The organism is Pelagerythrobacter sp., assembly GCF_041912895.1.
In the GTDB taxonomy this organism is placed as follows: domain Bacteria; phylum Pseudomonadota; class Alphaproteobacteria; order Sphingomonadales; family Sphingomonadaceae; genus Pelagerythrobacter.
This window is the reverse complement of the sequence record NZ_JAYSGI010000001.1, coordinates 285,109-309,277: the sequence shown is the minus strand read 5'-3', so window position 1 is coordinate 309,277 and position 24,169 is coordinate 285,109. Positions and strand designations below refer to the sequence as shown.

General features: G+C 67.2%; 26 protein-coding genes and 1 tRNA gene. 8 read left to right on the top strand and 19 right to left on the bottom strand.

Going from position 1 to position 24,169, the window contains the following annotated elements; genetic code table 11:
- Positions 1-17: 17 nt before the first annotated feature.
- From rimM to ACE3QC_RS01610, 5 genes are all read right to left on the bottom strand, one after another.
- Entirely contained in the window at positions 18-503 is a 486-nt protein-coding gene (rimM, locus tag ACE3QC_RS01630; RefSeq protein WP_374405353.1) for a ribosome maturation factor RimM, read from the bottom strand.
- A 9-nt stretch (positions 504-512) separates the two neighbouring features.
- Positions 513-1,004, bottom strand: coding sequence for a 30S ribosomal protein S16 (gene rpsP / locus ACE3QC_RS01625; RefSeq protein ID WP_374405352.1), 492 nt, complete (start codon positions 1,002-1,004; stop codon positions 513-515).
- A gap of 39 nt (positions 1,005-1,043) precedes the next feature.
- A complete protein-coding gene (ffh, locus tag ACE3QC_RS01620; RefSeq protein ID WP_374405351.1) occupies positions 1,044-2,471 on the bottom strand; it encodes a signal recognition particle protein in 1,428 nt (475 codons plus the stop codon).
- Between the two features lie 244 nt (positions 2,472-2,715).
- A tRNA-Ala gene (locus ACE3QC_RS01615) sits at positions 2,716-2,791 on the bottom strand.
- A 102-nt stretch (positions 2,792-2,893) separates the two neighbouring features.
- A complete protein-coding gene (locus ACE3QC_RS01610) occupies positions 2,894-3,220 on the bottom strand; it encodes a TIGR02300 family protein (protein WP_374405350.1) in 327 nt (108 codons plus the stop codon).
- Positions 3,221-3,423: 203 nt separating this feature from the next.
- Between ACE3QC_RS01610 and aroA the strand changes: the two genes are divergently transcribed.
- From aroA to ACE3QC_RS01595, 3 genes are read left to right on the top strand one after another with little or no spacing between them, the layout of a single operon-like run.
- On the top strand, positions 3,424-4,722 hold the full coding sequence (aroA, locus tag ACE3QC_RS01605) for a 3-phosphoshikimate 1-carboxyvinyltransferase (RefSeq protein WP_374405349.1): 1,299 nt from the start codon (positions 3,424-3,426) through the stop codon (positions 4,720-4,722).
- Positions 4,719-4,979: a permease gene (locus tag ACE3QC_RS01600; protein WP_374405348.1), complete on the top strand. Its 261-nt coding sequence runs from the start codon at positions 4,719-4,721 to the stop codon at positions 4,977-4,979. The genes aroA and ACE3QC_RS01600 overlap by 4 nt, the downstream gene beginning before the upstream one ends.
- Complete coding sequence (locus ACE3QC_RS01595) at positions 4,976-5,602, top strand: d(CMP) kinase (protein ID WP_374405347.1); 627 nt, start codon at positions 4,976-4,978, stop codon at positions 5,600-5,602. Before ACE3QC_RS01600 ends, ACE3QC_RS01595 begins: the two co-directional genes overlap by 4 nt.
- Before the next feature lie 12 nt (positions 5,603-5,614).
- Here the strand turns inward: ACE3QC_RS01595 and ACE3QC_RS01590 are convergent, their stop codons facing one another.
- From ACE3QC_RS01590 to ACE3QC_RS01550, 9 genes are all read right to left on the bottom strand, one after another.
- A complete protein-coding gene (locus tag ACE3QC_RS01590; protein ID WP_374405346.1) occupies positions 5,615-6,226 on the bottom strand; it encodes a glutathione S-transferase family protein in 612 nt (203 codons plus the stop codon).
- Entirely contained in the window at positions 6,226-7,020 is a 795-nt protein-coding gene (locus ACE3QC_RS01585; RefSeq protein ID WP_374405345.1) for an enoyl-CoA hydratase-related protein, read from the bottom strand. The genes ACE3QC_RS01590 and ACE3QC_RS01585 overlap by 1 nt, the downstream gene beginning before the upstream one ends.
- Positions 7,021-7,087: 67 nt before the next feature.
- The gene (gene mce, locus ACE3QC_RS01580) at positions 7,088-7,525 is read right to left on the bottom strand and encodes a methylmalonyl-CoA epimerase (protein WP_374405343.1); all 438 of its coding nucleotides are present in this window, start codon (positions 7,523-7,525) and stop codon (positions 7,088-7,090) included.
- Complete coding sequence (locus tag ACE3QC_RS01575) at positions 7,522-7,734, bottom strand: hypothetical protein (RefSeq protein WP_374405341.1); 213 nt, start codon at positions 7,732-7,734, stop codon at positions 7,522-7,524. The genes mce and ACE3QC_RS01575 overlap by 4 nt, the downstream gene beginning before the upstream one ends.
- Complete coding sequence (locus ACE3QC_RS01570) at positions 7,731-8,018, bottom strand: hypothetical protein (RefSeq protein WP_374405340.1); 288 nt, start codon at positions 8,016-8,018, stop codon at positions 7,731-7,733. Before ACE3QC_RS01570 ends, ACE3QC_RS01575 begins: the two co-directional genes overlap by 4 nt.
- Positions 8,019-8,089: 71 nt before the next feature.
- Positions 8,090-9,622 (bottom strand): acyl-CoA carboxylase subunit beta, encoded by a 1,533-nt coding sequence (locus ACE3QC_RS01565; RefSeq protein WP_374405339.1) that lies wholly within the window; start codon positions 9,620-9,622, stop codon positions 8,090-8,092.
- Between the two features lie 81 nt (positions 9,623-9,703).
- On the bottom strand, positions 9,704-11,062 hold the full coding sequence (gene gor / locus ACE3QC_RS01560) for a glutathione-disulfide reductase (protein WP_374405337.1): 1,359 nt from the start codon (positions 11,060-11,062) through the stop codon (positions 9,704-9,706).
- Between the two features lie 67 nt (positions 11,063-11,129).
- Positions 11,130-11,816: a CDP-alcohol phosphatidyltransferase family protein gene (locus ACE3QC_RS01555; RefSeq protein ID WP_374405336.1), complete on the bottom strand. Its 687-nt coding sequence runs from the start codon at positions 11,814-11,816 to the stop codon at positions 11,130-11,132.
- 90 nt (positions 11,817-11,906) lie between these two features.
- A complete protein-coding gene (locus tag ACE3QC_RS01550; protein ID WP_374405334.1) occupies positions 11,907-13,334 on the bottom strand; it encodes a DEAD/DEAH box helicase in 1,428 nt (475 codons plus the stop codon).
- Between the two features lie 294 nt (positions 13,335-13,628).
- Between ACE3QC_RS01550 and ACE3QC_RS01545 the strand changes: the two genes are divergently transcribed.
- Positions 13,629-13,955 carry a hypothetical protein gene (locus ACE3QC_RS01545; RefSeq protein ID WP_374405332.1) on the top strand — a complete coding sequence of 109 codons (327 nt, stop codon included), beginning with the start codon at positions 13,629-13,631 and terminating at the stop codon, positions 13,953-13,955.
- A gap of 7 nt (positions 13,956-13,962) precedes the next feature.
- On the opposite strand, the gene ACE3QC_RS01540 is transcribed toward ACE3QC_RS01545, so the two are convergent.
- Together ACE3QC_RS01540 and pgi are read right to left on the bottom strand one after the other, a co-directional pair.
- The gene (locus tag ACE3QC_RS01540) at positions 13,963-14,838 is read right to left on the bottom strand and encodes a DUF4886 domain-containing protein (RefSeq protein WP_374405331.1); all 876 of its coding nucleotides are present in this window, start codon (positions 14,836-14,838) and stop codon (positions 13,963-13,965) included.
- Positions 14,838-16,379 (bottom strand): glucose-6-phosphate isomerase, encoded by a 1,542-nt coding sequence (pgi, locus tag ACE3QC_RS01535; protein ID WP_374405330.1) that lies wholly within the window; start codon positions 16,377-16,379, stop codon positions 14,838-14,840. The genes ACE3QC_RS01540 and pgi overlap by 1 nt, the downstream gene beginning before the upstream one ends.
- An 83-nt stretch (positions 16,380-16,462) precedes the next feature.
- On the opposite strand from pgi, the gene lepB reads away from it, so the two are divergent.
- The 4 genes from lepB to ACE3QC_RS01515 are packed head-to-tail and all read left to right on the top strand — an operon-like array spanning position 16,463 to position 19,843.
- Positions 16,463-17,293, top strand: a complete 831-nt coding sequence (lepB, locus tag ACE3QC_RS01530) for a signal peptidase I (RefSeq protein ID WP_374405328.1) — start codon at positions 16,463-16,465, stop codon at positions 17,291-17,293.
- Entirely contained in the window at positions 17,290-17,961 is a 672-nt protein-coding gene (gene rnc / locus ACE3QC_RS01525; RefSeq protein WP_374405327.1) for a ribonuclease III, read from the top strand. Before lepB ends, rnc begins: the two co-directional genes overlap by 4 nt.
- Positions 17,958-18,863, top strand: coding sequence for a GTPase Era (gene era, locus ACE3QC_RS01520; protein WP_374405325.1), 906 nt, complete (start codon positions 17,958-17,960; stop codon positions 18,861-18,863). Before rnc ends, era begins: the two co-directional genes overlap by 4 nt.
- Positions 18,864-18,901: 38 nt before the next feature.
- Positions 18,902-19,843: a hypothetical protein gene (locus tag ACE3QC_RS01515; RefSeq protein ID WP_374405324.1), complete on the top strand. Its 942-nt coding sequence runs from the start codon at positions 18,902-18,904 to the stop codon at positions 19,841-19,843.
- Between the two features lie 173 nt (positions 19,844-20,016).
- Here the strand turns inward: ACE3QC_RS01515 and ACE3QC_RS01510 are convergent, their stop codons facing one another.
- Genes ACE3QC_RS01510 through topA form a run of 3 tightly spaced genes read right to left on the bottom strand, consistent with a single transcriptional unit; the run spans position 20,017 to position 24,166 of the window.
- Positions 20,017-21,402 (bottom strand): MFS transporter, encoded by a 1,386-nt coding sequence (locus tag ACE3QC_RS01510; protein ID WP_374405323.1) that lies wholly within the window; start codon positions 21,400-21,402, stop codon positions 20,017-20,019.
- Positions 21,402-21,584, bottom strand: a complete 183-nt coding sequence (locus ACE3QC_RS01505; RefSeq protein ID WP_374405322.1) for a hypothetical protein — start codon at positions 21,582-21,584, stop codon at positions 21,402-21,404. Before ACE3QC_RS01505 ends, ACE3QC_RS01510 begins: the two co-directional genes overlap by 1 nt.
- A complete protein-coding gene (topA, locus tag ACE3QC_RS01500; protein WP_374405321.1) occupies positions 21,584-24,166 on the bottom strand; it encodes a type I DNA topoisomerase in 2,583 nt (860 codons plus the stop codon). Before topA ends, ACE3QC_RS01505 begins: the two co-directional genes overlap by 1 nt.
- Positions 24,167-24,169: the final 3 nt, after the last annotated feature.

The following is a 24,169-nucleotide window of genomic DNA, read 5'->3' as shown; positions in this document are numbered from 1 at the left end:
TATACGTGATGTATATACTACTGGACGAAGGCCGACGCAATCACCAGCCGCTCGGCATTCCATTCGGGCACGGCATCGGCGGTCAGCGGCGCCATGAACCGCTTGCTGTCGGGCTTCTCGATCTCGATCAGGTCGGTCGCGCCGTAGTTCTCGACCGCGACGACCGTGCCGACCGGATCGCCCGTGTCGCTGATCGCAGGCAGGCCGAGCAGGTCCGCGTGGTAGTATTCGCCCTCCGCCAGCGGGGGCAGCGCCGTGCGCGGGACGGTGAGCGCGGTGCCGCGCAGGCGCTCGGCGGCGGTGCGGTCGGGCACTTCGGCGAAGCGGGCGATCGCGCCGCCCTTGTTGTCGCTGCGCACTTTCGACAGCGTCAGCGCGCCGTCGTTGAAGGCCTTGTGGCCCTTGAGCGTGTCCAGCCCGTCGCCCAGCAGCTTAAGGCGGACTTCGCCCGCCACGCCATGCGCGCCGATGACGGCGGCGAGCGTGACGGGCCTGTCCTGCATCGGAGCGGCTTAGCCTTCCGACTTTTCTTCGGCGGCTTCTTCGGCCGGAGCGTCTTCCGCCGGAGCTTCCTCGGCGGCAGTCTCTTCGGCCGGAGCCTCTTCAGCGGGAGCTTCGGCAGCGGCCTTCGCCTCTTCCTCGGCGGCCTTCTTGGCTTCTTCGGCCTCGGCAGCCTTGGCGGCCTTCTCCTCGACGCGCTCCTTGGCCTTCTCGCCCGGCTCGGCCTTGTTCGGGTTGTTGCGCGCGGCGCGCTCGCGGATGCCCGCGGCGTCGAGGAAGCGGGCGACGCGGTCGCTCGGCTGGGCGCCGACGCCGAGCCAGTAGCGCGCGCGATCCTCGTTCAACTGGATGCGCTTGTCGTCATCCTTGGCGAGCAGCGGGTTGTAGGTACCGATCTGCTCGAGATACTTGCCGTCGCGCGGCTTGCGGCTGTCGGCCGCGACGATGCGGTAATAGGGGCGCTTCTTCGCGCCACCGCGCGAGAGACGGAGTGCAATTGCCATTGTACGTTACCTTTCCAACTTAACTATCTGAACCAAAATCTATTTCTTCGAACCGGGCAATCCGGGAAGGCCGGGGGGCATGCCACCGCCGGGGCCACCGAGGCCGGGCATTGCCGCGCCCATGCCGCCCTGACCGAACAGCGCGCCAAGGCCCTTCAGCCCGCCCATCTTCTTGATCTGCTTCATCGCGCGGCTCATTTCCTGATGCATCTTGAGCAGTTTGTTCACGTCCTGCACCTGCAGGCCCGAGCCCGCCGCGACGCGCTTCTTGCGCTTGGCGTTGAGCAGCGCGGGGTTGGTGCGTTCCTTGGCGGTCATCGAGCCGATGATCGCATCCATGTGGACCAACACCTTGTCGTCCACCCCGCCCTGCGCCATCGCGGCCTTGGCCTTCTTCATGCCCGGCAGCATCCCGGCGAGCATGCCGAGCCCGCCCATGTTCTGCATCTGGCGCAACTGGGTGCGCAGGTCGTTCAAATCGAACTGCCCCTTGGCCATGCGCTTGGCGAGCGCTTCGGCCTCTTCCTCCTTGATCGTCGCCGCGGCCTTTTCAACCAGGCTGACGACGTCGCCCATGCCGAGGATGCGGCCCGCGACGCGCTTGGGATCGAACGCCTCGATCGCGTCGAGCTTCTCGCCCGTGCCCGCGAACTTGATCGGCTTGCCGGTGACGTGGCGCATCGAGAGCGCCGCGCCGCCGCGCGCATCGCCGTCCATCCGCGTCAGCACGACGCCGGTGAGCGGCACTTCCTCGGTAAAGCTCTTGGCGACGTTGACCGCGTCCTGCCCGGTCAGGCTGTCGACCACCAGCAGCACTTCGGTCGGCGCGGAGATGCCCGCGACGGCCTTCATCTCGGCCATCAGCGCTTCATCGACGTGGAGCCGGCCCGCGGTGTCGAGCAGCAGCACGTCGGCCGCCTGCAACCGCGCCGATTCCATCGCCCGGCGCGCGATATCGACCGGCTGCTGGCCGGCGACGATCGGCAGCGTGGCGACGCTGACCTGCTCGCCCAGAACCGCGAGCTGTTCCTGCGCGGCCGGACGGTTGACGTCGAGCGAAGCCATCAGCGCCTTTTTGCCGTGCCGTTCCTTCAGCAGGCGGGCGAGCTTGGCGGTCGTGGTGGTCTTGCCCGAGCCCTGCAGGCCGACCATCATGATGACGACGGGCGGCTTCGCCTCGAGCTTCAGCCCTTTGACATCCTCGCCGCCGAGCATCGCGACCAGTTCGTCGTTGACGATCTTGACGACCTGCTGGCCCGGTGTGACCGAGCGCAGCACTTCGGCACCGATCGCCCGTTCGGTGACGGTGTCGATGAAGCGGCGCACCACCGGCAGCGCGACATCGGCCTCGAGCAGCGCGACGCGCACCTCGCGCATCGCCTCGCGCACATCCTGTTCACTGAGCGCCCCGCGCCCGCGCAGGCGGTCGAACACGTTGCCGAGCCGGTCGGACAGATTGTCGAACATCGCCTACTCCAAACTGGCCACCACAGGCCAAACGCGAAAAACGCCGGCGGACGAAACCTCGTCAGCCAGCGTGCGATCGGTCAGATCGACTTAATCTAAAATCCAATCTGCCGGATTTTGGCCCAGACCGGAAGCGAAAGTGGTGGTGTCGGAGAACCGGCGCGCAGCGACCATACAGGTCGTGAGCACCGGAAGCGCACGACACCGCCACTTGCAGCCCGGTATGGGGCAAAAGGCGGCGGATTGGTGGAGCCTAGCGGGATCGAACCGCTGACCTCCTGCATGCCATGCAGGCGCTCTCCCAGCTGAGCTAAGGCCCCGTACCATCCATTCAATCGACGCATCGCGGGGAATACGCCGAACCCGCCCGGAAGCGGGAGGGCCGCCCTTTACCAGCGCGGCCCCGCTTTGCAAGGACAGATTTAACTGTCGTCCTCGTCCTCGTCGCCCTTGCCCTTGGACACGCCGAGATCGTCGTCGCCGCCGAGATCCACCTCGTTGTCGGGCGAATCGTCGTCTTCGTCGACGTCCATGTCCTCCAGATCGTCGTCGGCCAGATCGCTATCGGCCTTCTTGTCCTTCTTTTCCTCTTCCTCGAGCGGAATCGGCTGCTTGGTCTTGAGCACCGGCTCGGGCGTCCATTCCTCACCGCATTCGATGCAGGTTACCGGGTCGTCCTTGCCCAGGTCGTAGAAGCGCTCACCGCATTTCGGGCACATGCGCTTGGTGCCCCATTCTGGCTTGGCCATTGTCAATCCTTACGCTGCCCGCCGGCATGGCAGGGCTGAATATCCGTGAAACGTGATGGGTGCGGACGCCGCCTGAATCAAGAGCGCACCGCATGCGGCGCGCGCCTTGCCATAGGGCAATGCCGCTGTCAAAAGCCGCGACCGTTCCCCACCCGCCCTTCCCGAGGATCGCCTTGCCCCAACCCGCCCGCCAGCGCCGCTTCATGCCGTCAGGCCCTCTGCGCGCGCGAATCCGCGTGCCGGGCGACAAGTCGATCAGCCACCGCGCGCTGATGCTCGGCGCGCTGGCGGTGGGCGAGACGCGCGCGACGGGGCTGCTGGAGGGTGAGGATGTGCTCGCCACCGCCGCGGCCATGCGCGCGATGGGCGCACAAGTCGAGAAGCGCGGCGATACCTGGCACATCGACGGTGTGGGCGTCGGCGGTCTGCTCCAGCCCGCGCAGGCGCTCGACATGGGCAATTCGGGCACCTCGACGCGGCTGCTGATGGGCCTCGTCGCCAGCCACGGCATCACCGCCGCGTTCACCGGCGACGCCAGCCTCTCGAAACGCCCGATGGGACGGGTGATCGAGCCGCTCTCGCGAATGGGCGCGAGCTTCACGTCCAGCCCCGGCGGCACGCTGCCGCTGATGATGGAGGGGCTGTGCCCCGCGGTGCCGATAGAATACCGCCTTCCGGTCGCCAGCGCCCAGGTGAAGAGCGCGGTGCTGCTCGCCGGGCTCAACACGCCCGGTATCACCACGGTGATCGAGCCGGTGCCGACGCGCGACCATTCGGAACGGATGCTGCGCGGTTTCGGGGCGGAACTGGAAATCGAGGAAACGGGCGGCGAGCGGGCGATCCGCATTCGCGGCGAGGCCGATCTTCGCCCGCAGACCATCGAGGTGCCGGGCGATCCCTCATCCGCCGCATTCTTCCTCGTCGCCGCGAGCGTGGTCGAGGGCAGCGACCTCGTGATCGAGAACGTCGGCCTCAACCCCACCCGCGCCGGGCTGGTTTTGGTGCTGCGCCAGATGGGCGCGAGCATCGAGGAACTGGATGCGCGCGAGGTCGGCGGCGAACCGGTGGCGGACCTGCGCGTGCGCCACGCGCCGCTGACCGGCATCGACGTCGACCCCGCGATCGCGCCGAGCATGATCGACGAATTCCCGGTGCTGTTCGTCGCCGCCGCGCTGGCGCAGGGCACCACGCGGACCAGCGGCCTGGAAGAACTGCGCGTCAAGGAATCGGACCGCCTCGCCGCGATGGCCGCCGCGCTCGCTGCGGCGGGCGCGCGGGTCGAGGAAACGGCGGACGGTCTCGTGATAGAGGGCACCGGCGGTGCGCCGCTGTCCGGCACCGGCGACGGATCGCCGATCGTCACCCATCTCGACCACCGCATCGCAATGGCGATGGCCGTGGCCGGGCTCGCCAGCAGCGGCGGCGTGGCAATCGACGACACCCGCCCGATCGCCACCAGCTTTCCCGATTTCGAAGCCCTGCTCGAAAGCGCCGCGCGATGACCGCCGGCTTCGACTTGGCCACCCTCGTCGGGTTCGTCGGCATGGCCTGCATCATCGCGGCCTATGCCTACCTGACGTTCCACGCCGCGCCGAACCCCTTCGTGCTCCACGGCACGAACCTCGCGGGCGCGGCGCTGCTGACGGTATCGCTGCTGGTCCACACCAACTGGCCCAGCCTCGTACTCGAAGGCTTCTGGGCCGCAATTGCGATCTACGGACTGGCGAAAGCCCTGCGGATGCGAAAGGCTGCCGAATGATTATCGCCGTCGATGGACCGACCGCCAGCGGCAAGGGAACGATCGCCAAGGCGCTCGCCGCGCATTACGGGCTGCCGCATCTCGATACCGGGCTGCTCTATCGCGCGGTGGGGCGGCAGGTATTCCTGGATGGCGGCGATCCCGACGATCCGGCCGACGCGCTCGCCGCGACCAGCTTTCCCGAAAGCCTGCTGGCCGATCCGCACCTCCGCAGCGAGGAAACGGGCGGGCTCGCCAGCCGCGTCTCGATCCACCCTGTCGTGCGGCAGGCGCTGTTCGAGCGGCAGCGCAGCTTCGCCACGCAGGCAGGCGGCGCGGTGCTCGACGGGCGCGATATCGGCACTGTGATCGCACCGGAAGCGGAGGTGAAGCTGTTCGTCACCGCGAGCGTCGAGGCACGCGCCGAACGCCGGTGGAAGGAGATGCGCGGAAACGGCAGCGACGTCCCGCTCGACGAAATCGTCGCGCAGCTCCACCGGCGCGACGCGCGCGACACCGGCCGCAAGGATGCGCCGCTGATCGTCGCGCCCGACGCTCTCGTGCTCGACACCTCGGCGCTCGACCGCGAGCAGGCCGTCACGGCGGCGATCGAAGCGGTCGAAGGCATGATGCCCGCCCGCTGAACAGGCGGGAGGTCAGGCGGCAGCGCTCGGGCGAGCGGAAACCCGCGCGTGCCAGCTTGCGAGGTTCGCCAGATCCGGCGAGGCCGCGCACCCGGCGAATGCGGCGAAATCGACCGTCGTCAGCAGCAGGATGTCCGCCATCGTGAAGCGCGCGCCGGCGAGGAATTCGCGGTCCGCCAGCGCCTCGTCGAAGAACGCGAAGGCCTTGGCCACCACGCCCCGGTTGCTCTCGCCCCAAGCCTCGTTCCGCCCTGGCAGCGCAGCGGTGAAAGCATGAGTGTGCACCCATACCGCGCCCACCGGATACATCGCGATCATCTCCACCCGACGGTTCCACATCTCGACCAGCCCGATCTCTTCGGGGGCCGCGCCGAACAGGTTCGGCTCGGGATGCAGCGCCTCGAGATAGCGGCAGATCGCCACGCTTTCGGCGATCACCGTTCCGTCGTCGAGTGCGAGCGCCGGGGTCTGCCCACGCGGATTGACCGCAAGGAACTCGGGCGATTTCTGCTCGCGTTTGGGAATCGAGACCTCACGAGAAGGCAACTCAATGCCCTTCTCCGCTGCAAAGATACGCACCCGTCTGGGATTGGGCGCGGGGTTTGGGCTGTCGTAGAACAGCATCAGCGGCCCTTGAACACGGGCTTGCGCTTCTGGAGGAAGGCCATGCCGCCCTCCATCGCATCCTCGCTCCCGCCCGCCGTGCGCTGCCCCTCGGCTTCGGCCAGCAGCGCCTCGGCGTAGCTGCTGTCGAGTGCGGTGAGCAGATTGCGGCGCATCGTGGCGTAGGCGAGCGTCGGGCCGCTGGCGAGGCGGACGGCGAGCGCCTTCGTCTCGTCGGCCAGCGCCTCGTCGGCCACCGCCTTGTGGATCAGGCCCCACTCGAACGCCTGGTCCGCACCGATCTTCTCGCCGAGCATCATCATCTCGGTCGCGCGCGCCTTGCCGATCAGGCGCGGCAGCATCCAGCTCGCCCCGCCATCGGGCACGAGGCCGATATTGACGAAAGCCTGGAGGAAATAGCCGCTCGCTCCCGCGATCACGAAATCGCCTGCCAGCGCGAGCGAACAGCCGATCCCCGCCGCAGGGCCGTTGACCGCGCACACCACCGGCAGATCGAGCCGCGCGAGCTTCATCATCAGCGGATTGTATTTCTCGGTCAGCGCCATGTAGCTGCCCTGCCCGCCGTTCACCGGCCGGTCGCCGCGCGCCGCGAGATCCGCGCCCGAACAGAACGCGCGCCCCTCCCCCGTCAGCACCAGCACCCGCGCCCCATTCTCTTCTGGGCCCAGATTGTCGAGCGCGAGCGAGAGTTCGTCGGCCATATCGAGCGAGCAGGCGTTCAGCCGCTCGGGCCGGTTCAGGGTGATCGTGGCAATACTGTCGGCGATGTCGAGCCGGATCGTCTGGAATTCCATGCGCGCGTTCTCTCCCGTTTGGACGAGCATCAGCGCGAACGGTTGTTTTTTGCAACCCCCGAAATAATCAGTGCGCGCCCTTCGGCGTCTCCATGATCTCGGTCAGCTGGCCCATCATGTCCTTGGGGTGGACGAAGAAGATCGGCGTGCCGTGCGCGCCGATCCGCGTGGGGCCGAGGATGCGCTTGCCCTGCCCCTCGAACCAATCGCGCGCCGCGGCGATGTCCGCAACCTCGAAGCATACATGGTGCTGCCCGCCGAGCGGATTCTTGGCGAGGAAGCCGTTGATCGGCGAGCTTTCGTCATAGGGCTCGATCAGCTCGATCTGCGTGCCATCCATTCCGCTGTGCGTCGGCGTATCGACGAAACAGACCTTTACCCCCTGCTCGGGCAGGTCGAAGGGCTCGGTGATGGCCGTTGCACCCATCGTATCGCGATAGTACGCGATCGAGTCCGCGATGCTCGGAGTTGCCACCCCGATGTGATTGAGTCGGCCCAGTTTCATTCTTCGATCCGCTTCTGTTGTGGTTGACCCGCGCTCATCTCGATCATGGTCTCGATACGGACCACGCGCTTGTCGAGCGCGACGAAATCGTCGCCGAGTTCGCCAAGCGCATCGCGCTGGCGCTCGACTTCCTTCTCCAGGTTGCGAACGTCGTTTTGCAGCAGCAATATCGACTTCACACCGTCGAGCGCATCGCGAAGCGTGCTCATTTTCTGATCCCGGCATCCCGCAGCTTGCGATCGAGCTCTACACGGGATTGCTCCAGCATCTTCGCACTCCGCCGAAGGCTGGCCTGCATTTCCGGCACCGCCTTTGCGACTTCGGCGATGATCGCCGCCAGCTCCGCCTCTTCCTCGCTGGTCGGCTGCTCCATGTATTGCGCCGCTGCTTCGCGCAGCACGTTACCGACCGATACCCCACGCGCTTTGGCAAACGCCTCGAGCGCAGCCTTTTGCTCGGCATTGGTGAGATATGTGACGCGTTCGGTCTGCATCGCAGGACTCCTTACAATGTCCTTATAATGCACAAGCCATCCGAACTCAAGGTCGGGGCATCATAAGAAGGCTATAACGGAATATTATCGTGCTTCTTCCATGGGTTCTCCAGAACCTTCCCGCGCAGCTTGCGCAGGCCCAGCGCGATGCGGCGGCGGGTCGCGTGGGGATGGATCACCTCGTCGATATAACCGCGGCTCGCCGCGACGAAGGGGTTGGCGAAGCGGTCTTCGTATTCCTTCGTTTTCTCGGCGATCTTTTCCGGGTCGTCGCGGTCCTGGCGGAAGATGATCTCGACCGCGCCCTTGGCGCCCATCACCGCGATCTCGGCGGTCGGCCAGGCGTAGTTGAGGTCGCCGCGCAGGTGCTTGGACGCCATGACGTCGTAGGCACCGCCGTAGGCCTTGCGGGTGATCACGGTGATCTTGGGCACGGTCGCCTCGGCATAGGCGAACAGCAGCTTGGCGCCGTGCTTGATGATCCCGCCCAGTTCCTGGCTGGTGCCGGGCAGGAAGCCGGGCACGTCCACGAAAGTCAGGATCGGGATGTCGAACGCGTCACAGAAGCGCACGAAGCGCGCGGCTTTCTTGCTCGAATTGATGTCGAGCACGCCCGCCAGCACCATCGGCTGGTTCGCGACCACGCCCACCGTGCGCCCCTCGACCCGGCCGAAGCCGCACAGGATATTGCCCGCGTGCGCCGGCTGGACCTCGAAGAAGTCGCCTTCGTCCAGCGTCTTCCGGATCACCTCGTGCATGTCGTAGGGCTGGTTGGCGTTGTCGGGGATCAGCGTGTCGAGCGAAGGCTCCTCGCGGTCCCAGGCATCGGCGGTCGGCCGCTCGGGCACGTCCTCACGGTTGCTGAGCGGCAGGTAATCGAAGAAGTCGCGCGTCGCGAGCAGCGTCTCGATATCGTTCTCTAACGCGAGGTCGGCGACCGAGGTCTTGGTCGTGTGCGTCACCGCGCCGCCGAGTTCCTCCTGCGTCACGACTTCGTTGGTGACGGTCTTCACCACGTCCGGCCCGGTGACGAACATGTACGATGAGTCCTTCACCATGAAGATGAAGTCGGTCATCGCCGGGCTGTAGACTGCCCCGCCCGCGCACGGGCCCATGATGAGGCTGATCTGCGGCACCACGCCGCTCGCGAGCACGTTGCGCTGAAACACCTCGGCATAGCCGCCGAGCGAGGCGACGCCTTCCTGGATGCGCGCGCCGCCGCTGTCGTTGAGGCCGATGACGGGCGCGCCGACCTTCAGCGCCATGTCCATCACCTTGCAGATCTTCTCCGCATGGCGCTTGGAAAGCGACCCGCCGAACACGGTGAAATCCTGCGAGAAGACATAGACCAGCCGCCCGTTGATCGTGCCGCTGCCGGTGACGACGCCGTCGCCGGGAATCTTCTGGTCCTGCATCCCGAAATCGACGCAGTCGTGCTCGACGTAAGTATCGAGTTCCTCGAAGCTCCCCTCGTCCAGCAGCACGTCGAGCCGCTCGCGCGCGGTCAGCTTGCCCTTGGCATGCTGCGCGTCGATCCGCTTCTGCCCCCCGCCCATGCGAGCGGCTTCGCGGCGGCGTTCCATTTCGGCGATATTGGCGGACATCGGCACCCCTGTCTTGCTGGCGGACCCGCCTAGCGGGGGGCGCGAGCGAGCGTCAAATCATTATGCGAAAAGCGGCGACCGTTACCGCATCAGCACCAGTTCTTCCGCCATCGTCGGGTGGATCGCCACTGTCGCGTCGAAGTCAGCCTTGGTCAGCCCGGCCTTCACCGCCACGGCGGCGGCCTGCATGATTTCCGGCGCTTCGGGGCCGATCATGTGAATGCCCACGATCTTGTCGTTCCCCGCGTTGCAGATGATCTTGTAGAGGCCGCGCTCGTTGCGCCCGGCCAGCACGTTCTTCATCGGGCGGAAGTCCGCCTGATAGACCTTGACGTCGCCCAGCGTGTTGCGCGCCTCTCCCTCGGTCAGACCGACGCCGGCGATCGGCGGGTGGCTGAACACCGCGGCCGGGATGCACTGGTGGTCGACGGCGGTGGGATTGTCGCCGAACACCGTGTCGGCGAAGGCGTGGCCTTCGCGGATCGCCACCGGGGTCAACTGTACGCGCCCGGTCACGTCGCCCACGGCATAGATATGGTCGACGCTGGTCTTGCTGAAGCGATCGACCACGATCTCGCCCTTATCGCCCAGTTCGACCCCCGCCTTGTCCAGCCCGAGGCCCTCGGTGTTGGGCACGCGGCCGGTGGCGAACATCACGCAGTCGACCTCGATATCGTCGTGGCCGGTCATCGAGACCTTGAGGCAGCCCTCGTCGGTCCGCTCGATGCCGCGGAATTCGGCATGGAAGCGGAAATCGATGCCCTTCATCGTGCTGATCTGCAGCAGCCGGTCGCGCACGCTCTCGTCGTAGTGCCGCAGCAGCGTGTCGGTGCGGTTGATGATCGTGACGTGGGTGCCGAATTCGTTGAAGATACCGGCGAACTCGTTGGCGATGTAGCCGCCGCCGGCGATCAGGATGCGCGGCGGAAGCGCGTCGAGATGAAACGCCTCGTTGCTGGTGATGCCGTGCTCGCTGCCCGGGCAATCGGGCACGTGCGGCCGCGCGCCGGTGGCGATGAGGATATAGCGCGCGGTGACGACCTTGCCGCTCACCAGCGTGATCTCGTGCGGCCCGGTCAACTCGGCGTGTTCGGTGAAGACCTCGACCCCGTTGTTCTCCAGCGTCTCGCCATAGAGGCCGCTGATCCGGTCGACATCGCGCAGCACGTTGTCGCGCAGCGTGGTCCATTCGAACTTCGGGTTGGAGATCGTCCAGCCGAAGTTCTTCGCATCCTCGAGGTCCTCGGCGAAATGCGCGCCGTAGACCAGCATCTTCTTGGGCACGCATCCGCGGATGACGCAGGTGCCGCCGACCCGATATTCTTCCGCTACGGCAACCTTCGCACCGTGCGAGGCCGCGACCCGGCTTGCGCGCACGCCACCCGAACCCGCGCCGATGGTGAAGAGGTCGTAATCGTACTCGGTGCCATCCTTGGCCATACGTCGCGCTCCTGTATCTGCGCGGGCGATATGGCGCTGCGGGCGGCAGGCGGCAACCTTTGCCGGGTCAGTTGCGCGGCGGTTCTTCCTTCGCCAGCCGCCGGGCGGTGGTGGCGGTCTGCGCCGCGAACAGCGCAATGAGGCCCAGCCCGGCACCGCCCACGAACAGGTCGAACACGTTGAGATCGCCGACGATCGGCGTTTCGCGCCCCATGAAATACATCGCCAGGGTGAGCGCGATCAGGATCAGCCGCAGTTCGGTCGGCCCGCCGTTGAGATACGACAGGCGCAGTTCGCCCAGCACGCGCACCGACAGGAACGCGTGGATCGACATCAGGAGATATCCGGCGAGCGCGATCAGCGCGACCTCCAACTCGACATACGAACTGAGGCCGATGCCCACGACGACCAGCATCGTCGCGAAGCCGTCACAACTGTGATCCAGAAAATAGCCGTAGCGCGGCCGTTCGATCTTGCGGAAGCGGGCGAGACTGCCGTCGAGCGAATCGCCGAACCAGTGGACGAAATATCCGCCGATCGACAGCCACAGCCAGTTCGCATCGAGATTGCTGGCGAGGTAGCCGGCGAAGACCAGCACCGCGCCGAACATGCCGGTGAAGGTCAGCATGTCGGGCGTCACGCCGCGCGGCATCACTTGGCAAAGGCGGTTCAGCACGCGCCGTTCCAGCCGCGCGACCAGGTTTTCCTGGATGCGTGCGATCGGCGGCGCGTCGGCCTTGCCAGTGTGGTCCATCGTCGTCCGCCCGGTTCGAGTGCGCAGCTTATGCGAAAACGCGGCTTATCGGCGCGCCGCCCGGCCATGTCCAGCCGGGCGACCTCACGATCAGGCCCGTCCGCCGCGTCCCGAACGATTGCGCCGGCGCGGCGGGCGACTGCCGCCGCCGCTGCGCTCGCCCGCATTGCCGCCGCTGCGTTCGCCCGCGCCATGCGGCTTGCCCGCCCGGTTCGGATGCTTGCGCTTGGGCCGCGGCTTGCGCTGCTCGCCGCCGTCGCCCCGGGCATCGGAGCGCGCATCGGGCCGCACGCCGCCGCGCGGCGTGGGCTTGATCCGGCCCCGCTGCTGCTTGGGCGCGGGCTTGGTCGGGCCGACGCCCTCGACCACCGCGCGGAAATTCTCCGGCAGATCGAGCCGGGTGAATTCCGCGTCGGTCGTCTTGCGGATATCCTTCAGATAGGCGCGCTCGTCCTCCGCGCAGAAGGCGATCGCGATCCCGTCCTTGCCCGCGCGCGCGGTGCGGCCGATCCGGTGGACGTATTGCTCGGGCACGTTGGGCAGCTCGTAGTTGATGACGTGGCTGACACCGGGAATGTCGATCCCGCGCGCGGCGACGTCGGTCGCGACGAGCACCGGCGTCTTCGCGCTGCGGAACTCGGCCAGCGCGCGCTCGCGCTGCGGCTGGCTCTTGTTGCCGTGGATCGCGTTGGCATGCACGCCGACCTGCGCCAATTTCTTCACCACGCGGTCCGCGCCGTGCTTGGTGCGGGTGAACATCAGCACGCGTTCGATCTTGCCCGGCACCTGATGGCGCCCTTGGAGGATCATCTCGATCAGCGACTGCTTCTCGTCCTGCTGGACCATGAACAAGTACTGGTCGATCCGCTCCGCCGTGGTGCTTTCGGGCGTGACCGAGACGTGGACCGGATCATGGCAATACTGCCCGACCAGATCCTTGATCGCGCGCGGCATCGTGGCGCTGAAGAACAGCGTCTGGCGCTCGGCGGGCACGAGCTGGCTGATCTTGCGCAGCGCATGGATAAAGCCGAGGTCGAGCATCTGGTCCGCCTCGTCGAGCACGAGGATCTCCACGCTGCCGAGGCCGAACGCCTTCTGGTCGATCAGGTCGAGCAGGCGGCCCGGCGTGGCGACGAGGATGTCGGTGCCGCGGTGCAGCTTGTTGCGGTCCTTGTTGACCGAGGTGCCGCCGACGATCGACTGGACCTTGAGGCCCGCGAGCGCGCCGTAATCCTTGGCCGACTGGGCGATCTGCCCCGCCAGTTCGCGCGTGGGGGCAAGCACCAGCATGCGGCACGACTTGAACGGCGTCTGCCGCCCGGCCTCGCGCAGCCGGTCGATGCTGGGGAGCATGAATGCGGCGGTCTTGCCGGTGCCGGTCTGCGCGATGCCGAGCAGGTCGCGGCCTTCCAGAACCGGCGGGATCGCCTGCGCCTGGATCGGCGTGGGGGTGTCATAACCCTTCAGGTCGAGCGCCTGAAGGACGGGCTGCGACAGCCCGAGGTTTTCGAATTTCATGTTTAGAATACTCGCAAAATATGCGGCGCGCAGCCGAACAGGCGCGCGGTCGCGGGGTTTTAGGCAAACCACCCGCGTGAAAAGGGAAGTCTTTTTGAATAACCGAAGCGCGGCCGGGGCGATCCACTGTCTGCGGATGCCGCTTCACGCTGGCACGCGCGCTTCGCTGGCGGGCAGATGGTGGCAAAGTGCGCAAATGTCAATCGCTGCCGTGTCCCGCGCCGGGATCGTGCACATCGCCCGCGCTTGCATATTCCCGCGTGCATGGCATCATCCGTCGCGGGGGAACAACGCATGGCCGCACAAGTAATCGCAGACTGGACGCCCGGCGGGATCGCGCTCGCCGCCATCGCCGTGCTCGCGATCGGTATCGTGCCTGCGCTGCTGCTGAGCTGGATGCTCGGATCGTGCATCGGGGCGGACTGTCCGCCGGCCCGCCGCGCGTTGATCGCGGTCGGGCTGGCCTACCTCGCGACGGTGGCGATCATCGCGTTGTGGGGCCGAGGGGAATTCACACCGCTGCTCGCGCTCGTTCCGTTGCCCGGCGCCTTCGCCGTGTTCGCTCTTCGCCTCTACCTTGCCCGAAAGACCCAGGCGCGGAGCGGCGCGAACCGGCCCTGAGGGGCGCTCACTCCATTCCCAGTTCCGCCGCCGCGACGCCTTGCAGCGCCTCGGCCACGCGCGGCTCGATGCCCAGTTCGTGCGCCGCTGTCTCGCCCGCTCCGAACGTGCGCGGGTCGATCCCGGTCACGTCGCCGAACACGACCAGCGCCTCGAGATACGATCCTTCCGCGCTGGCGTGGTACTGGTCGTAGCTCCACAGGTCGATCTTGCCGAAGTCGCGCCCGTCGTAGGGGTTGGGATCGGCGATCCCCTGCGCGATCGCGCGGTTCCACGCCTCGCCCACCGGGATCACCCCATCGATCTCGGGCGAAGCCGCATCCACCGCGTCGAGCGCACGGCGCAGGTCGAGCGCCATCGTCTCGACGGGCTGGCCGTACCAGTGCCCTTTTGGCTTCCACGCCTGATCGGCGCGGCTCCAGGTCGCCATCAGGTAGACCTGGGCGTCGGGATTGGCGCGGGTGAACATCGCCGCCAGCGCGGGCGCGTCGGCGGCAGTATCGGTCGCGTCGCCCGGATTGTCGGGGTCGAGCACCGAATACTGCTGCATCACCACCACGTCCCACGGCGCGTCGATTTTCTCGCGTCGCTCGTCGAGGTGGAAACCGAGGGTGGAGCCGCCGCGCAGTTCGTGGCTGACGTTCCATTCCACGTCTGCCTGCTCGGCCAGCCGGGCGAAGATCGCGGGCACTCCGCCCACCCCTTCGTCGTTCAGATCCTGCACGCTCTCGGGCCGATAGCGGAGCGCCGCCGAGTTCGCACCCTGCGTGAAGCTGTTGCCGATGAACAGGATGCTGCGCGGTTCGTCCTGCGCCGATGCGGGCGCGGCGACCATCAGCGCCGCAGCTACGGCGGTGATCAGAGCCTTGAACGCATCGCGCATCACGTCAGCCCCGCCGCATCGAGCAGCGCAGTCGTGCTAGCGTCGAAATCGCCGCCGCCCGCCTCAATATCCTTCGCCATCCGCTTGCCCAGCTCCACCCCGAACTGGTCGAACGGGTTGATCCCCAGCAGCACCGCGTTGGCGAACACGCGGTGTTCGTGGAACGCGATCAGCGCGCCCAATGCGGCGGCATCGAGATCGTCGGCCAGTATCGTTGCGCTCGGGCGGTCGCCGGGGAAATGGCGCGCGGGGTCTTTCCCCTTGTCGCCTTTCATCAGCGCCGCCCCTTGCGCGAAACAGTTGGTCAGCAGGATGCGGTGATGCGCCGGGTCGAGCATGTCGCCCGGCGCGATCGAGGCGATGAAATCGACCGGTACCAGATGCGTGCCCTGATGCAGCAGCTGGAACACCGCGTGCTGCGCGTCGGTGCCCACCCCGCCCCAAGTGATCGGCGCGGTCGGGCCGGAGACGGGGCGCTGGTCGGCGGTGACCGACTTGCCGTTCGATTCCATCTCGAGCTGCTGGAGATAGTCGGGGAACAGCGCCAGCCGCTCGTCGTAGGCGAACACGGCGCGCGTCTGGCACCCGCGCACACTGGTGTAGTACTGATCGGCGAAGGCCGCGCGCAGCGGCAGGTTGGCGCGCCCGTCGGTGTCGCGAAAATGCTCGTCCACCGCCTGCGCGCCCGCCAGCATCGCCTCGAAATCGTCCCATCCGGTCGCCAGCGCGACCGGGAAGCCGATGCTCGACCACAGCGAATAGCGCCCGCCGACGCTTTCGGGAAACGGCAGCACGCGCGTTTCGTCCACGCCCCATTCGACCGCCTTTTCCGGGCTGGCCGTCAGCGCGATCACGCGGCCCGAAGGATCGGAGACGCCGCCGTCCGCCAGCCATTTGAGCGCGCTGGCGGCGTTGGTCATCGTCTCGATGGTTGTGAAGGTCTTGCTCGCCACCGCGATCAGCGTGGTCGCCGGATCGCAGGCGGCGAAGGCGGCTTCCAGCGCCAGCCCGTCGATATTGGAGACGACGTGGACGTCCACCCGCGCCAGATCGCGGGTCAGCGCGTCGACCGCCATCGCCGGGCCTAGCGCGCTGCCGCCGATGCCGGTATGGATCAGGTGCTTCACCTCGCCGAGCGTGCCAGCGTGGATTGCCTCGACCAGCATCTGCATGCGGGCATGGAGCGCGGCGGCTTCCTCCACCGAAGCATCGCTGCCCACGCCGCGCTGCGCGGTATGCTCAGCAGCGCGGCCTTCGGTGACGTTGACCTTCTCCCCGCCCAGCAGCGCGGCGCGGTGGCGGGCGAACTCGCGCGCCTCGGCCAGATCCTCGAACGCGGCCATCAGATCGTCGTCGAGATGCGTCTTCGACCAATCGAAGCGGATGCCGCCCGCCGTCTCGTCCCCATCGTCGGCGCGGCCCCAATCGAGCCGCGAAGCGAGCTTCGCCACCCGCTCCGCGTCACGCGCGAACAACTGTTCGAGCGTGGGCCGCTCCGCCGCCTCGATCCGTTCCCATGCTGCGGAAACCGCGTCGCTCATGCAAAAATCCTTTCCTCGACCATGCGCTCCCGACTAGGGCGTGGAGCGATGATTGCAACCGCCCAATCCGGCCGATCCGCGGCATGACCGATACCGCCAACGCCGCGCCCGACGCGGGCACCGCGTCCGAGGAAAAGCCCGAGACGCTCGGCAGCTTCACGTGGTTTCTCGTCAAACTCGCGCTGGCGGTGCTGATCTTCCGCAGCTTCATCTTCTCGCCGTTTTCGATCCCGAGCGAATCGATGCTGCCCGGGCTGATGAACGGCGACTACCTCGTCGCGGCGAAATGGCCCTACGGCTATACCGACTATTCGCTGCCCTTCTCCGCCCCGCTGATCCCCGGCCGCGTGTTCGCCGGCCAGCCCGAGCGCGGCGACGTGGTGATCTTCAAGCACCCAATCGACAACACCGATTACATCAAGCGTGCGATCGGCCTGCCCGGCGACACGGTGGAGATGCGCGGCGGGCAGCTGTTCCTCAACGGCGACCCGGTGGCGAAGGAGCGGATCGCCGATTTCGTGATCGCCGTCTCTCCCAACACCACCTGCGCCTGGGGTGCGGTGCGTGAGCCCGATGCAGATGGCGGCGACCTGTGCCGCTATACCCGCTTCCGCGAGACGCTGCCGGCGGGCCGCAGCTACGAGGTGCTCGATTTCGGTCTTACCCCGCAAGACGATTTCGGCCCGCTGATCGTGCCCGAGGGGATGCTGTTCGTGATGGGCGACAACCGCGACAATTCGCAAGACAGCCGCTTTCCGGCGATGCCCGGCGGCGGCGTGGGGCTGGTGCCGCAGGAAAACCTCGTCGGCCGCGCGAGCATGCTGATGTGGTCGACCGACGGCAGCGCCGAATGGATCAAGCCGTGGACGTGGTTCACCGCCGCGCGCTGGGGCCGGATCGGGGACGGGCTTTGAGCGCGCTCGATCCGGAAACGAAGGCGTGGCTGGCGGACACCGGCTTTACCGTGCGCGACGAGGCACTGTGGCGCGAGGCACTGACCCACGGCAGCACGGGGGAAGCGCGCGATTATCAGCGGCTGGAATTTCTCGGCGACCGTGTGCTCGGCCTCGCCATCGCGGGCTGGCTCCACGAACGCAGCGGCGACGACGAGGGGCGGCTCGCCCAGCGGCTGAACGCGCTGGTCAGCAAGCGCGCCTGCGCCGACGTCGCCCGCGCGATCGCGCTGCCCGATCACTTGCGGCTGGGTAAGCAGGCGCGCGACGACGGCGCGGCGCAGGGCGACAACGTGCTCGGCGACGTGATGGAAGCGCTGCTGGGCGCGCAGCATGTGGAGGCCGGATTCGATACTGCACGCGATCTCGTCCGCCGCCTGTGGGCGAGCGCGATGGACGGCGGCGCGGGCCGCTCCAAGCATCCCAAGAGCGCGCTGCAGGAATGGGCCGCGGGGAACCAGCGCAGGCCGCCCGACTACGAACTTGTCGATCGTTCGGGCCCCGATCACGCGGCGAAGTTCACCGTCCGGGTCAAGGTCCACAAGGTCGGCGAGGCGGAAGCAACTGCCGGCAGCAAGCAGGAGGCGGAAACCGCCGCCGCACGCAAATTCATGGAGATTTACGGGTGAGCAGCGATACGAACACCCGCTGCGGCCTGGTCGCGGTGATCGGCGCGCCCAATGCGGGCAAGTCCACGCTGGTGAACCAGCTCGTCGGCCAGAAGGTCGCGATCACCAGCCCCAAGGCGCAAACCACGCGCGCGCGGATGCTGGGGATTGCGCTGGAAGGCCAGACGCAGATGATCCTCGTCGATACGCCGGGCATCTTCTCGCCCCGGCGCAAGCTCGACCGCGCGATGGTCAGCGCCGCGTGGGAAGGCACCGAGGCGGCCGACGCGGTGCTGCTGCTGGTCGATCCGGTCAAGCAGCGTCGGCACGAGCTGGAACCGCTGGTGGAGGCGCTGGGCAAGCGGCCCGAGCGCAAGATCCTCGTGCTCAACAAGGTCGACGTCGCGAAGAAGGAACCGCTGCTCGCGCTCGCGCAGGATCTGACCGCCAAGGCCGATTTCGCCGAAGTGTTCTTCGTCTCCGCGCTAACCGGCGACGGGGTGCCCGAAATGAAGGCCGCGCTCGCCGCCGCGATGCCCGAGGCGGAGTGGATGTATCCGGAAGATCAGGTGAGCGACGCCAGCGAACGCCTGCTCGCCGCCGAGGTCACGCGCGAACAGCTCTACCGCCAGCTGCACGAGGAACTGCCCTACGACAGCGCGGTGCGGCCCGAACTCTACCAGCACCGGCCCGACGGCAGCCTGGAAATCCACCAGCAGATCGTCGTCGCCCGCGACACCCAGCGCGCGATCGTCCTCGGCAAGGGTGGTAGCCGGATCAAGGCCATCGGCGAGGCGGCGCGGCTGGAGCTCAGCGAAATGCTGGGGGTGAAGGTCCATCTGTTTCTCCACGTCAAGGTGGAAGAAAATTGGGCCGAGGATCGCGAGGTCTACGAGGAGATCGGGCTGGATTGGGGGCGTTAACCCTATTACCGCTGTGATGCGATGGGCGGAAACGGGGCATGATCGAAAGCGGATCGCATACGCCGGGCGTCGATCCGGCGGATTTCCGGCTGCCGGACGGCACCGCGCTGCGATACGAACGCTCCGCCCCGGCCCTCGAAGGCCTCGTCGGCGATTACTTCATGCTCGATTCGCAGGAGCCGGCGGAATACGTCAGCGAGTGGATGCTGCCCAACTGGCCGGTCATCCGCTTCGTGCTGGCCGATAATCCGCTGGTGGTCGAAGGCGACGGCTGGCGCTGGGAGCCGATGCTGGAAGCCGGCTTCTACGGCCCGACCACCCGCGCGTCGCGGATGCTGACCAAGGGCGGCGTGACGATCGGCGTCAGCCCGACGCCCGCGGGCGTGGCCCGGATGTTCGACATCGATCTGGCGCGCTATCGCAACCGCATGGTTCCGCTCGGCTCGCTGATCGGCCAGGAGACATGTGTGGCGCTGGTCGAGAGCCTGCGGGCCAGCGACCGGGGGATCGCGGTCAAGCCGATCCTCGATGCCTTCTTCGCGGCGACGATGTCGGTGCCGCATCCCGCCGAGGCGCAGATCGCCCGCCTCAATGCGCTGCTGCTCGACGAGGATATCCGCACCGTCGACGAACTGGCGGAGGCGATGGACCTGCCGATCCACGGTCTGCGGCGACTGGCGCTGCGCCGGTTCGGCTTTCCGCCCAAAGTGCTGATGATCCGCGCCCGCTTCCTGCGCTCGCTGATTGCGCTGAAGGCGGTGGGCGCGACGCAGGGTTATCGGGCGATCGACGACGCCTACACCGACACTTCGCACTTCCTGCGCGATTCGCAGCGCTTCCTGGGGATGACCGCGCAGCGATTCCTGCGCCTGCCCACCCCGTATCTCGATGCCATGCTGCGCGCCCGCGCGATCGTGATCGGGCAGCCGATCCCCACGCTCGCCACCAATCCGCTGCCGCCCGCGGAGAAAGCCGCCTAGGGTCGAAACTCGATCAGGCCGAGGTCGAGACGGAGCGGATTTTGGCTCCAGGCAAGGAGCAAGGAGGGAGCGATGGATATCCATCGTGACCGACGCGCGACGCCGCATGGCGCCAAAAGCCGCCCGCCGCGCAGCGGTTGCCCATGATCCTCGACCTGATCGAGTTTCGACCCTTAACGCACCACGTCGACGTGGCGCGGCTTGCGCAGAAGGTTCGCGCCCGTCGCCTTGAACCGGAATGCGCTGCAACAGGCGGCGAGCAAGGCGAGGCAAGCGGCGATCAGTGCGGGCGCGGGGCCGAGGCCTGCGCCTAGCGCGAGGATCAGGCCGACCATCGCTGCACCGGTCGACTGGCCGAACAGCCGCGCGGTCGAGAGCAGCCCGCCCGCCGCCGCCGAGCGATCGCGCGGGGCGCTACCGATCATCAGCCGCGAATTGGGGGCGAGGAACAGCCCGAAGCCCAAGGCGCACAGCGACAGCCGCCAGCCGATGTCGAACGCGCCGGCATCGCCCGGCAGCAGCGCCACGAAGGCGAGGCCGACGATGGCGATCGCCATGCCCACCACCCCCATCACCGAGGGCGATATCCGGTCCGACAGCCAGCCCGCGGCGGGCGCGACCACCAGCATCGTCAACGGATAGGGCATGATGAGCAGGCCGACCTCGCCCGGCCCGTAGCCCAGCCCCTGCTCCAGCTTGAACGGCAGCGCGACGATCAGCATCGCCGAGCCGATGAAGGCGCAGACCGCCGCGAGCACCGACAGGCCGATCGCCGGGCGCGCCATCAGATCCACCGGCAGCACGGGCCGCTCCATCCCGCGCTCGCGCTGCACGAGGAACCATGCGGAGAGTACCCCGGCGGCAAACACGGCGATGCCTATCGCGGGTCGATCATGCGTTGCGACCGAGAGGCCCCCGATCAGCAGGGCTACCGTCAGTGCGCTCCACAGCCCGCTGCGCCAGTCCACGCGGCCCGGGCGCGGCTCGGGATCGGGCAGCGTGCGGCCGAGCCCGAGCGAGACGATGGCTAGTGGCGCGGCGGCGACGAACACCCAGCGCCAGTCGAACTGTTCGGTGATGAACCCGCCCAGCGTCGGCGCCACCGCGTACGACGTGGCGACGATCACGCTGTTGATGCCGAGCCCGCTGCCGAGGCTGCGGTCGGGATAGATCGTGCGCAACATCGCCGCCGAGACCGACAACGCCATTCCCGCCCCCAGCGCCTGCAAGGCGCGCACCGCCAGCAGCATCCAGAACTCGGTAACCACCAGCGCCGCGGCGGAGGCGAGGAAGAACACCACCTGCCCGCTCTGATACAGCCGCCGGTGCCCGATCCGGTCGCCCACCGTGGCGAACGGCAGCAGGACCATGACCATCACGAGCTGATAGACCGTGACGACCCCCGTAACCTCGCCATCGGTCACCCCCAGATCGCGCGCGATCGTGGGCAGCGCGACATTGGCGATCGCCCCGTCCACCACAAACAGCGCGGTGCCGAAGCTGATCGCCACGATCGCCCAGATGCGCCGCGGAAGGGGAAGACCGTCAGGCTCGCTCATCAGCGCTTCTTGGCGATCGCGATCTTGTTCTTCTTGGCGAAATCCTTGGTCGATTCCTCGCTCCGGCCGAGCGCCTTGGCAATGGCCTTGAGGCCGTGGCCCTTGGCCGCGAGCGTGCGCAGTTGGCCGGCTTCCTCCGCCTTCCACGGCTGCTTGTGGCGTTCGAAATGTTCCTTCGCCATCAGGCGTCCTTCGCCTTGGCAGGAGCCTTCTTCTTCGCGGCGGGCTTCTTCTTCGCGGCCGCTTTCTTGGGCGCGGCCTTCTTGGCGGGGGCCTTCTTGCGCCCCTTCTTCTTCGCCGGGCCCTTGGCCGCGCGCGCGTCGATCAGTTCGATCGCCTGCGCTTCGGTCACGTCCTCCGGCTTCACGTCCTTGGGGATCGTGGCGTTGGTGGTGCCGTCGGTGACATATGGGCCATAGCGGCCGGGCATGACCTTGATCTCGCCGCCGCTGGTCGGGTGCGCGCCCAGCGTCTTGATCGGTTCGGCCTTGCCGCGCGCGCCGCCCTTGCGGTTCGCCGCTTCGGCCAGCAGCGTCACCGCGGCGTTCATGCCGGTATCGAACACGTCGCGGGTGGAGCCGAGCTTGGCATACTTGCCATCATGCCGCAGGTACGGGCCGTAACGGCCGATATTCGCTTCGATTTCCTTGCCGCTTTCGGGGTGCGTGCCAACGATGCGGGGCAGTTCGAGCAGCTTGATCGCCCATTCGAGATCGAAATCGTCGAGATCCTTGGGGATCGAGGCGCGCGCCGCCTCTTTGCCCTCGCCCATCTGGATGTAGGGGCCGAAGCGGCCGGTCTTGCGGTGGATTTCCTCGCCCGTCTCCGGGTGCTTGCCCATGATCCCGTCGTCCGCCCCGGCGTCGCCGTCCGCGTCCGGCTGGGCGAAGCGGCGGGTGAACTTGCATTCGGGGTAGTTGGCGCAAGCGACGAAGGCGCCGTAGCGCCCGCCGCGCAGCGCCAGTCGCCCGCCCTCGCGCCCTTCCTGTTCGCACAGCGGGCAGGTGCGCGGGTCTTTGCCGTCGGCGCGCGGGGGGAACAGGTAGTCGGAGAGGAATTCGTCAAGCACCTCGGTGACTTCCGAGGGCTTCTTCTCCATCACCTCTTCGGTCTTGGGCTTGAAGTCGCGCCAGAACTGCTCGAGCAGCTTCTTCCAATCCTCCTTGCCGTCCGAGACGATATCGAGCTCGTCCTCCATCCCGGCGGTGAACTCGTAGGCGACGTAGCGTTCGAAGAACCGTTCGAGAAACGCCGTGAGCAACCGGCCCGATTCCTCTGCGAAGAAACGGTTTTTCTCCATCCGCACATAGTCGCGGTCGCGCAGCGTCTGGATGGTGGAAGCATAGGTCGAGGGGCGGCCGATACCCAGTTCCTCGAGCCGTTTGACCAGCGAAGCCTCGGAAAAGCGCGGCGGCGGCTGGGTGAAATGCTGGTTCGCCTTGACCGCCTTCTTCACCGGGCTGTCGCCCTTGTGCATCACCGGCAGCAGGCCATCCTCGTCGTCGCTGTCCTTGTCGTCGAAGCCTTCCTGATAGACCGCGAAATAGCCGGGAAACTTCACTACCTGGCCGGTTGCGCGCAGTTCTGTCTTGCCGGTGCCGTCGCGGAACGTGATCGTGGTGCGTTCGAGCCGCGCGGCGGCCATCTGGCTCGCCATTGCGCGCTTGAAGATCAGGTCGTAGAGCTTGCCCTCGTCGCCCGAACCGGCCCGGTCGCGGCTGAAATCGGTCGGTCGGATCGCTTCGTGCGCTTCCTGAGCATTCTTCGCCTTGGTGCTGTAGTGGCGCGGTTTTTCGGGCAGATAATGCCCGTCGTAACGGTCCGCGATGGCCTTGCGGGCGGCGCTGATGGCGCTGCCGTCCATCTGCACGCCGTCGGTCCGCATGTAAGTGATCGCGCCCGCTTCGTAGAGGCTCTGCGCCAGCCGCATCGTGTGGCTGGCCGAATAGCCGAGCTTGCGCGCGGCCTCCTGCTGCAAGGTCGAGGTGGTGAACGGCGGCGCGGGATTGCGGGTGAGCGGGCGGGTCTCGATCTCCTCGACCGTGAACTTGCCGCTTTCCACCGCGGCCTTCGCCGCCATCGCGCTGCCCTCGTCGCCCAGCGACAGCCGGTCGAGCTTCTTGCCCTCGTGCTTCACCAGCCGCGCGTCGAACGCAGTCCCGTCCTGCTCCATCTTCGCGACGACGGACCAGTATTCCTGCGGGGTGAACGCTTCGATCTCGCGCTCGCGATCGACGATCAGCCGCAGCGCCACCGACTGCACGCGGCCCGCGCTCTTGGCGCCGGGCAGCCGCCGCCAGAGCACCGGCGAGAGCGTGAAACCGTAGAGATAGTCGAGCGCGCGGCGGGCGAGATAGGCGTCGATCAGATCGCCGTCGAGATCGCGCGGGGCCTTCATCGCGTCGGTCACCGCCTGCTTGGTGATCGCGTTGAAGGTGACCCGCTCGACCTCCTTGGGCAGCGCCTTGCGCTTGGCCAATAGCTCGCGAACGTGCCACGAAATCGCCTCCCCCTCACGGTCGGGGTCGGTCGCGAGGACGAGGCGGTCGGCCTTCTTCGCGGCGTCGGCGATTTCCTTGAAGCGGCTCTGCTTGTCGCGATAGAGCTCCCAGTCCATCGCGAAATCCTCGTCCGGACGCACGCTGCCGTCTTTCGGCGGCAGGTCGCGGACGTGGCCGTAGGAGGCGAGGACCTTGAAGTCCTTGCCGAGGTATTTTTCGATGGTCTTGGCCTTGGCCGGCGATTCTACGATGACGAGTTGCATGGA

What these genes read in the sequence shown, in the direction of transcription:
- ACE3QC_RS01610 (WP_374405350.1), bottom strand. Translation starts at nt 3,220, where the DNA reads ATGGCCAAGCCAGAATGGGGCACCAAGCGCATGTGCCCGAAATGCGGT.
- ACE3QC_RS01515 (WP_374405324.1), top strand. Translation starts at nt 18,902, where the DNA reads ATGATCGAAAGCGGATCGCATACGCCGGGCGTCGATCCGGCGGATTTC.
- ACE3QC_RS01510 (WP_374405323.1), bottom strand. Translation starts at nt 21,402, where the DNA reads ATGAGCGAGCCTGACGGTCTTCCCCTTCCGCGGCGCATCTGGGCGATC.
- ACE3QC_RS01545 (WP_374405332.1), top strand. Translation starts at nt 13,629, where the DNA reads ATGGCCGCACAAGTAATCGCAGACTGGACGCCCGGCGGGATCGCGCTC.
- topA (WP_374405321.1), bottom strand. Translation starts at nt 24,166, where the DNA reads ATGCAACTCGTCATCGTAGAATCGCCGGCCAAGGCCAAGACCATCGAA.
- mce (WP_374405343.1), bottom strand. Translation starts at nt 7,525, where the DNA reads ATGAAACTGGGCCGACTCAATCACATCGGGGTGGCAACTCCGAGCATC.
- ACE3QC_RS01550 (WP_374405334.1), bottom strand. Translation starts at nt 13,334, where the DNA reads ATGAAATTCGAAAACCTCGGGCTGTCGCAGCCCGTCCTTCAGGCGCTC.
- ACE3QC_RS01540 (WP_374405331.1), bottom strand. Translation starts at nt 14,838, where the DNA reads ATGCGCGATGCGTTCAAGGCTCTGATCACCGCCGTAGCTGCGGCGCTG.
- ACE3QC_RS01575 (WP_374405341.1), bottom strand. Translation starts at nt 7,734, where the DNA reads ATGAGCACGCTTCGCGATGCGCTCGACGGTGTGAAGTCGATATTGCTG.
- lepB (WP_374405328.1), top strand. Translation starts at nt 16,463, where the DNA reads ATGACCGATACCGCCAACGCCGCGCCCGACGCGGGCACCGCGTCCGAG.
- ACE3QC_RS01570 (WP_374405340.1), bottom strand. Translation starts at nt 8,018, where the DNA reads ATGCAGACCGAACGCGTCACATATCTCACCAATGCCGAGCAAAAGGCT.
- ACE3QC_RS01505 (WP_374405322.1), bottom strand. Translation starts at nt 21,584, where the DNA reads ATGGCGAAGGAACATTTCGAACGCCACAAGCAGCCGTGGAAGGCGGAG.
- rpsP (WP_374405352.1), bottom strand. Translation starts at nt 1,004, where the DNA reads ATGGCAATTGCACTCCGTCTCTCGCGCGGTGGCGCGAAGAAGCGCCCC.
- ACE3QC_RS01565 (WP_374405339.1), bottom strand. Translation starts at nt 9,622, where the DNA reads ATGTCCGCCAATATCGCCGAAATGGAACGCCGCCGCGAAGCCGCTCGC.
- ACE3QC_RS01555 (WP_374405336.1), bottom strand. Translation starts at nt 11,816, where the DNA reads ATGGACCACACTGGCAAGGCCGACGCGCCGCCGATCGCACGCATCCAG.
- ACE3QC_RS01600 (WP_374405348.1), top strand. Translation starts at nt 4,719, where the DNA reads ATGACCGCCGGCTTCGACTTGGCCACCCTCGTCGGGTTCGTCGGCATG.
- ffh (WP_374405351.1), bottom strand. Translation starts at nt 2,471, where the DNA reads ATGTTCGACAATCTGTCCGACCGGCTCGGCAACGTGTTCGACCGCCTG.
- ACE3QC_RS01595 (WP_374405347.1), top strand. Translation starts at nt 4,976, where the DNA reads ATGATTATCGCCGTCGATGGACCGACCGCCAGCGGCAAGGGAACGATC.
- pgi (WP_374405330.1), bottom strand. Translation starts at nt 16,379, where the DNA reads ATGAGCGACGCGGTTTCCGCAGCATGGGAACGGATCGAGGCGGCGGAG.
- gor (WP_374405337.1), bottom strand. Translation starts at nt 11,062, where the DNA reads ATGGCCAAGGATGGCACCGAGTACGATTACGACCTCTTCACCATCGGC.
- aroA (WP_374405349.1), top strand. Translation starts at nt 3,424, where the DNA reads ATGCCGTCAGGCCCTCTGCGCGCGCGAATCCGCGTGCCGGGCGACAAG.
- ACE3QC_RS01590 (WP_374405346.1), bottom strand. Translation starts at nt 6,226, where the DNA reads ATGCTGTTCTACGACAGCCCAAACCCCGCGCCCAATCCCAGACGGGTG.
- ACE3QC_RS01585 (WP_374405345.1), bottom strand. Translation starts at nt 7,020, where the DNA reads ATGGAATTCCAGACGATCCGGCTCGACATCGCCGACAGTATTGCCACG.
- rimM (WP_374405353.1), bottom strand. Translation starts at nt 503, where the DNA reads ATGCAGGACAGGCCCGTCACGCTCGCCGCCGTCATCGGCGCGCATGGC.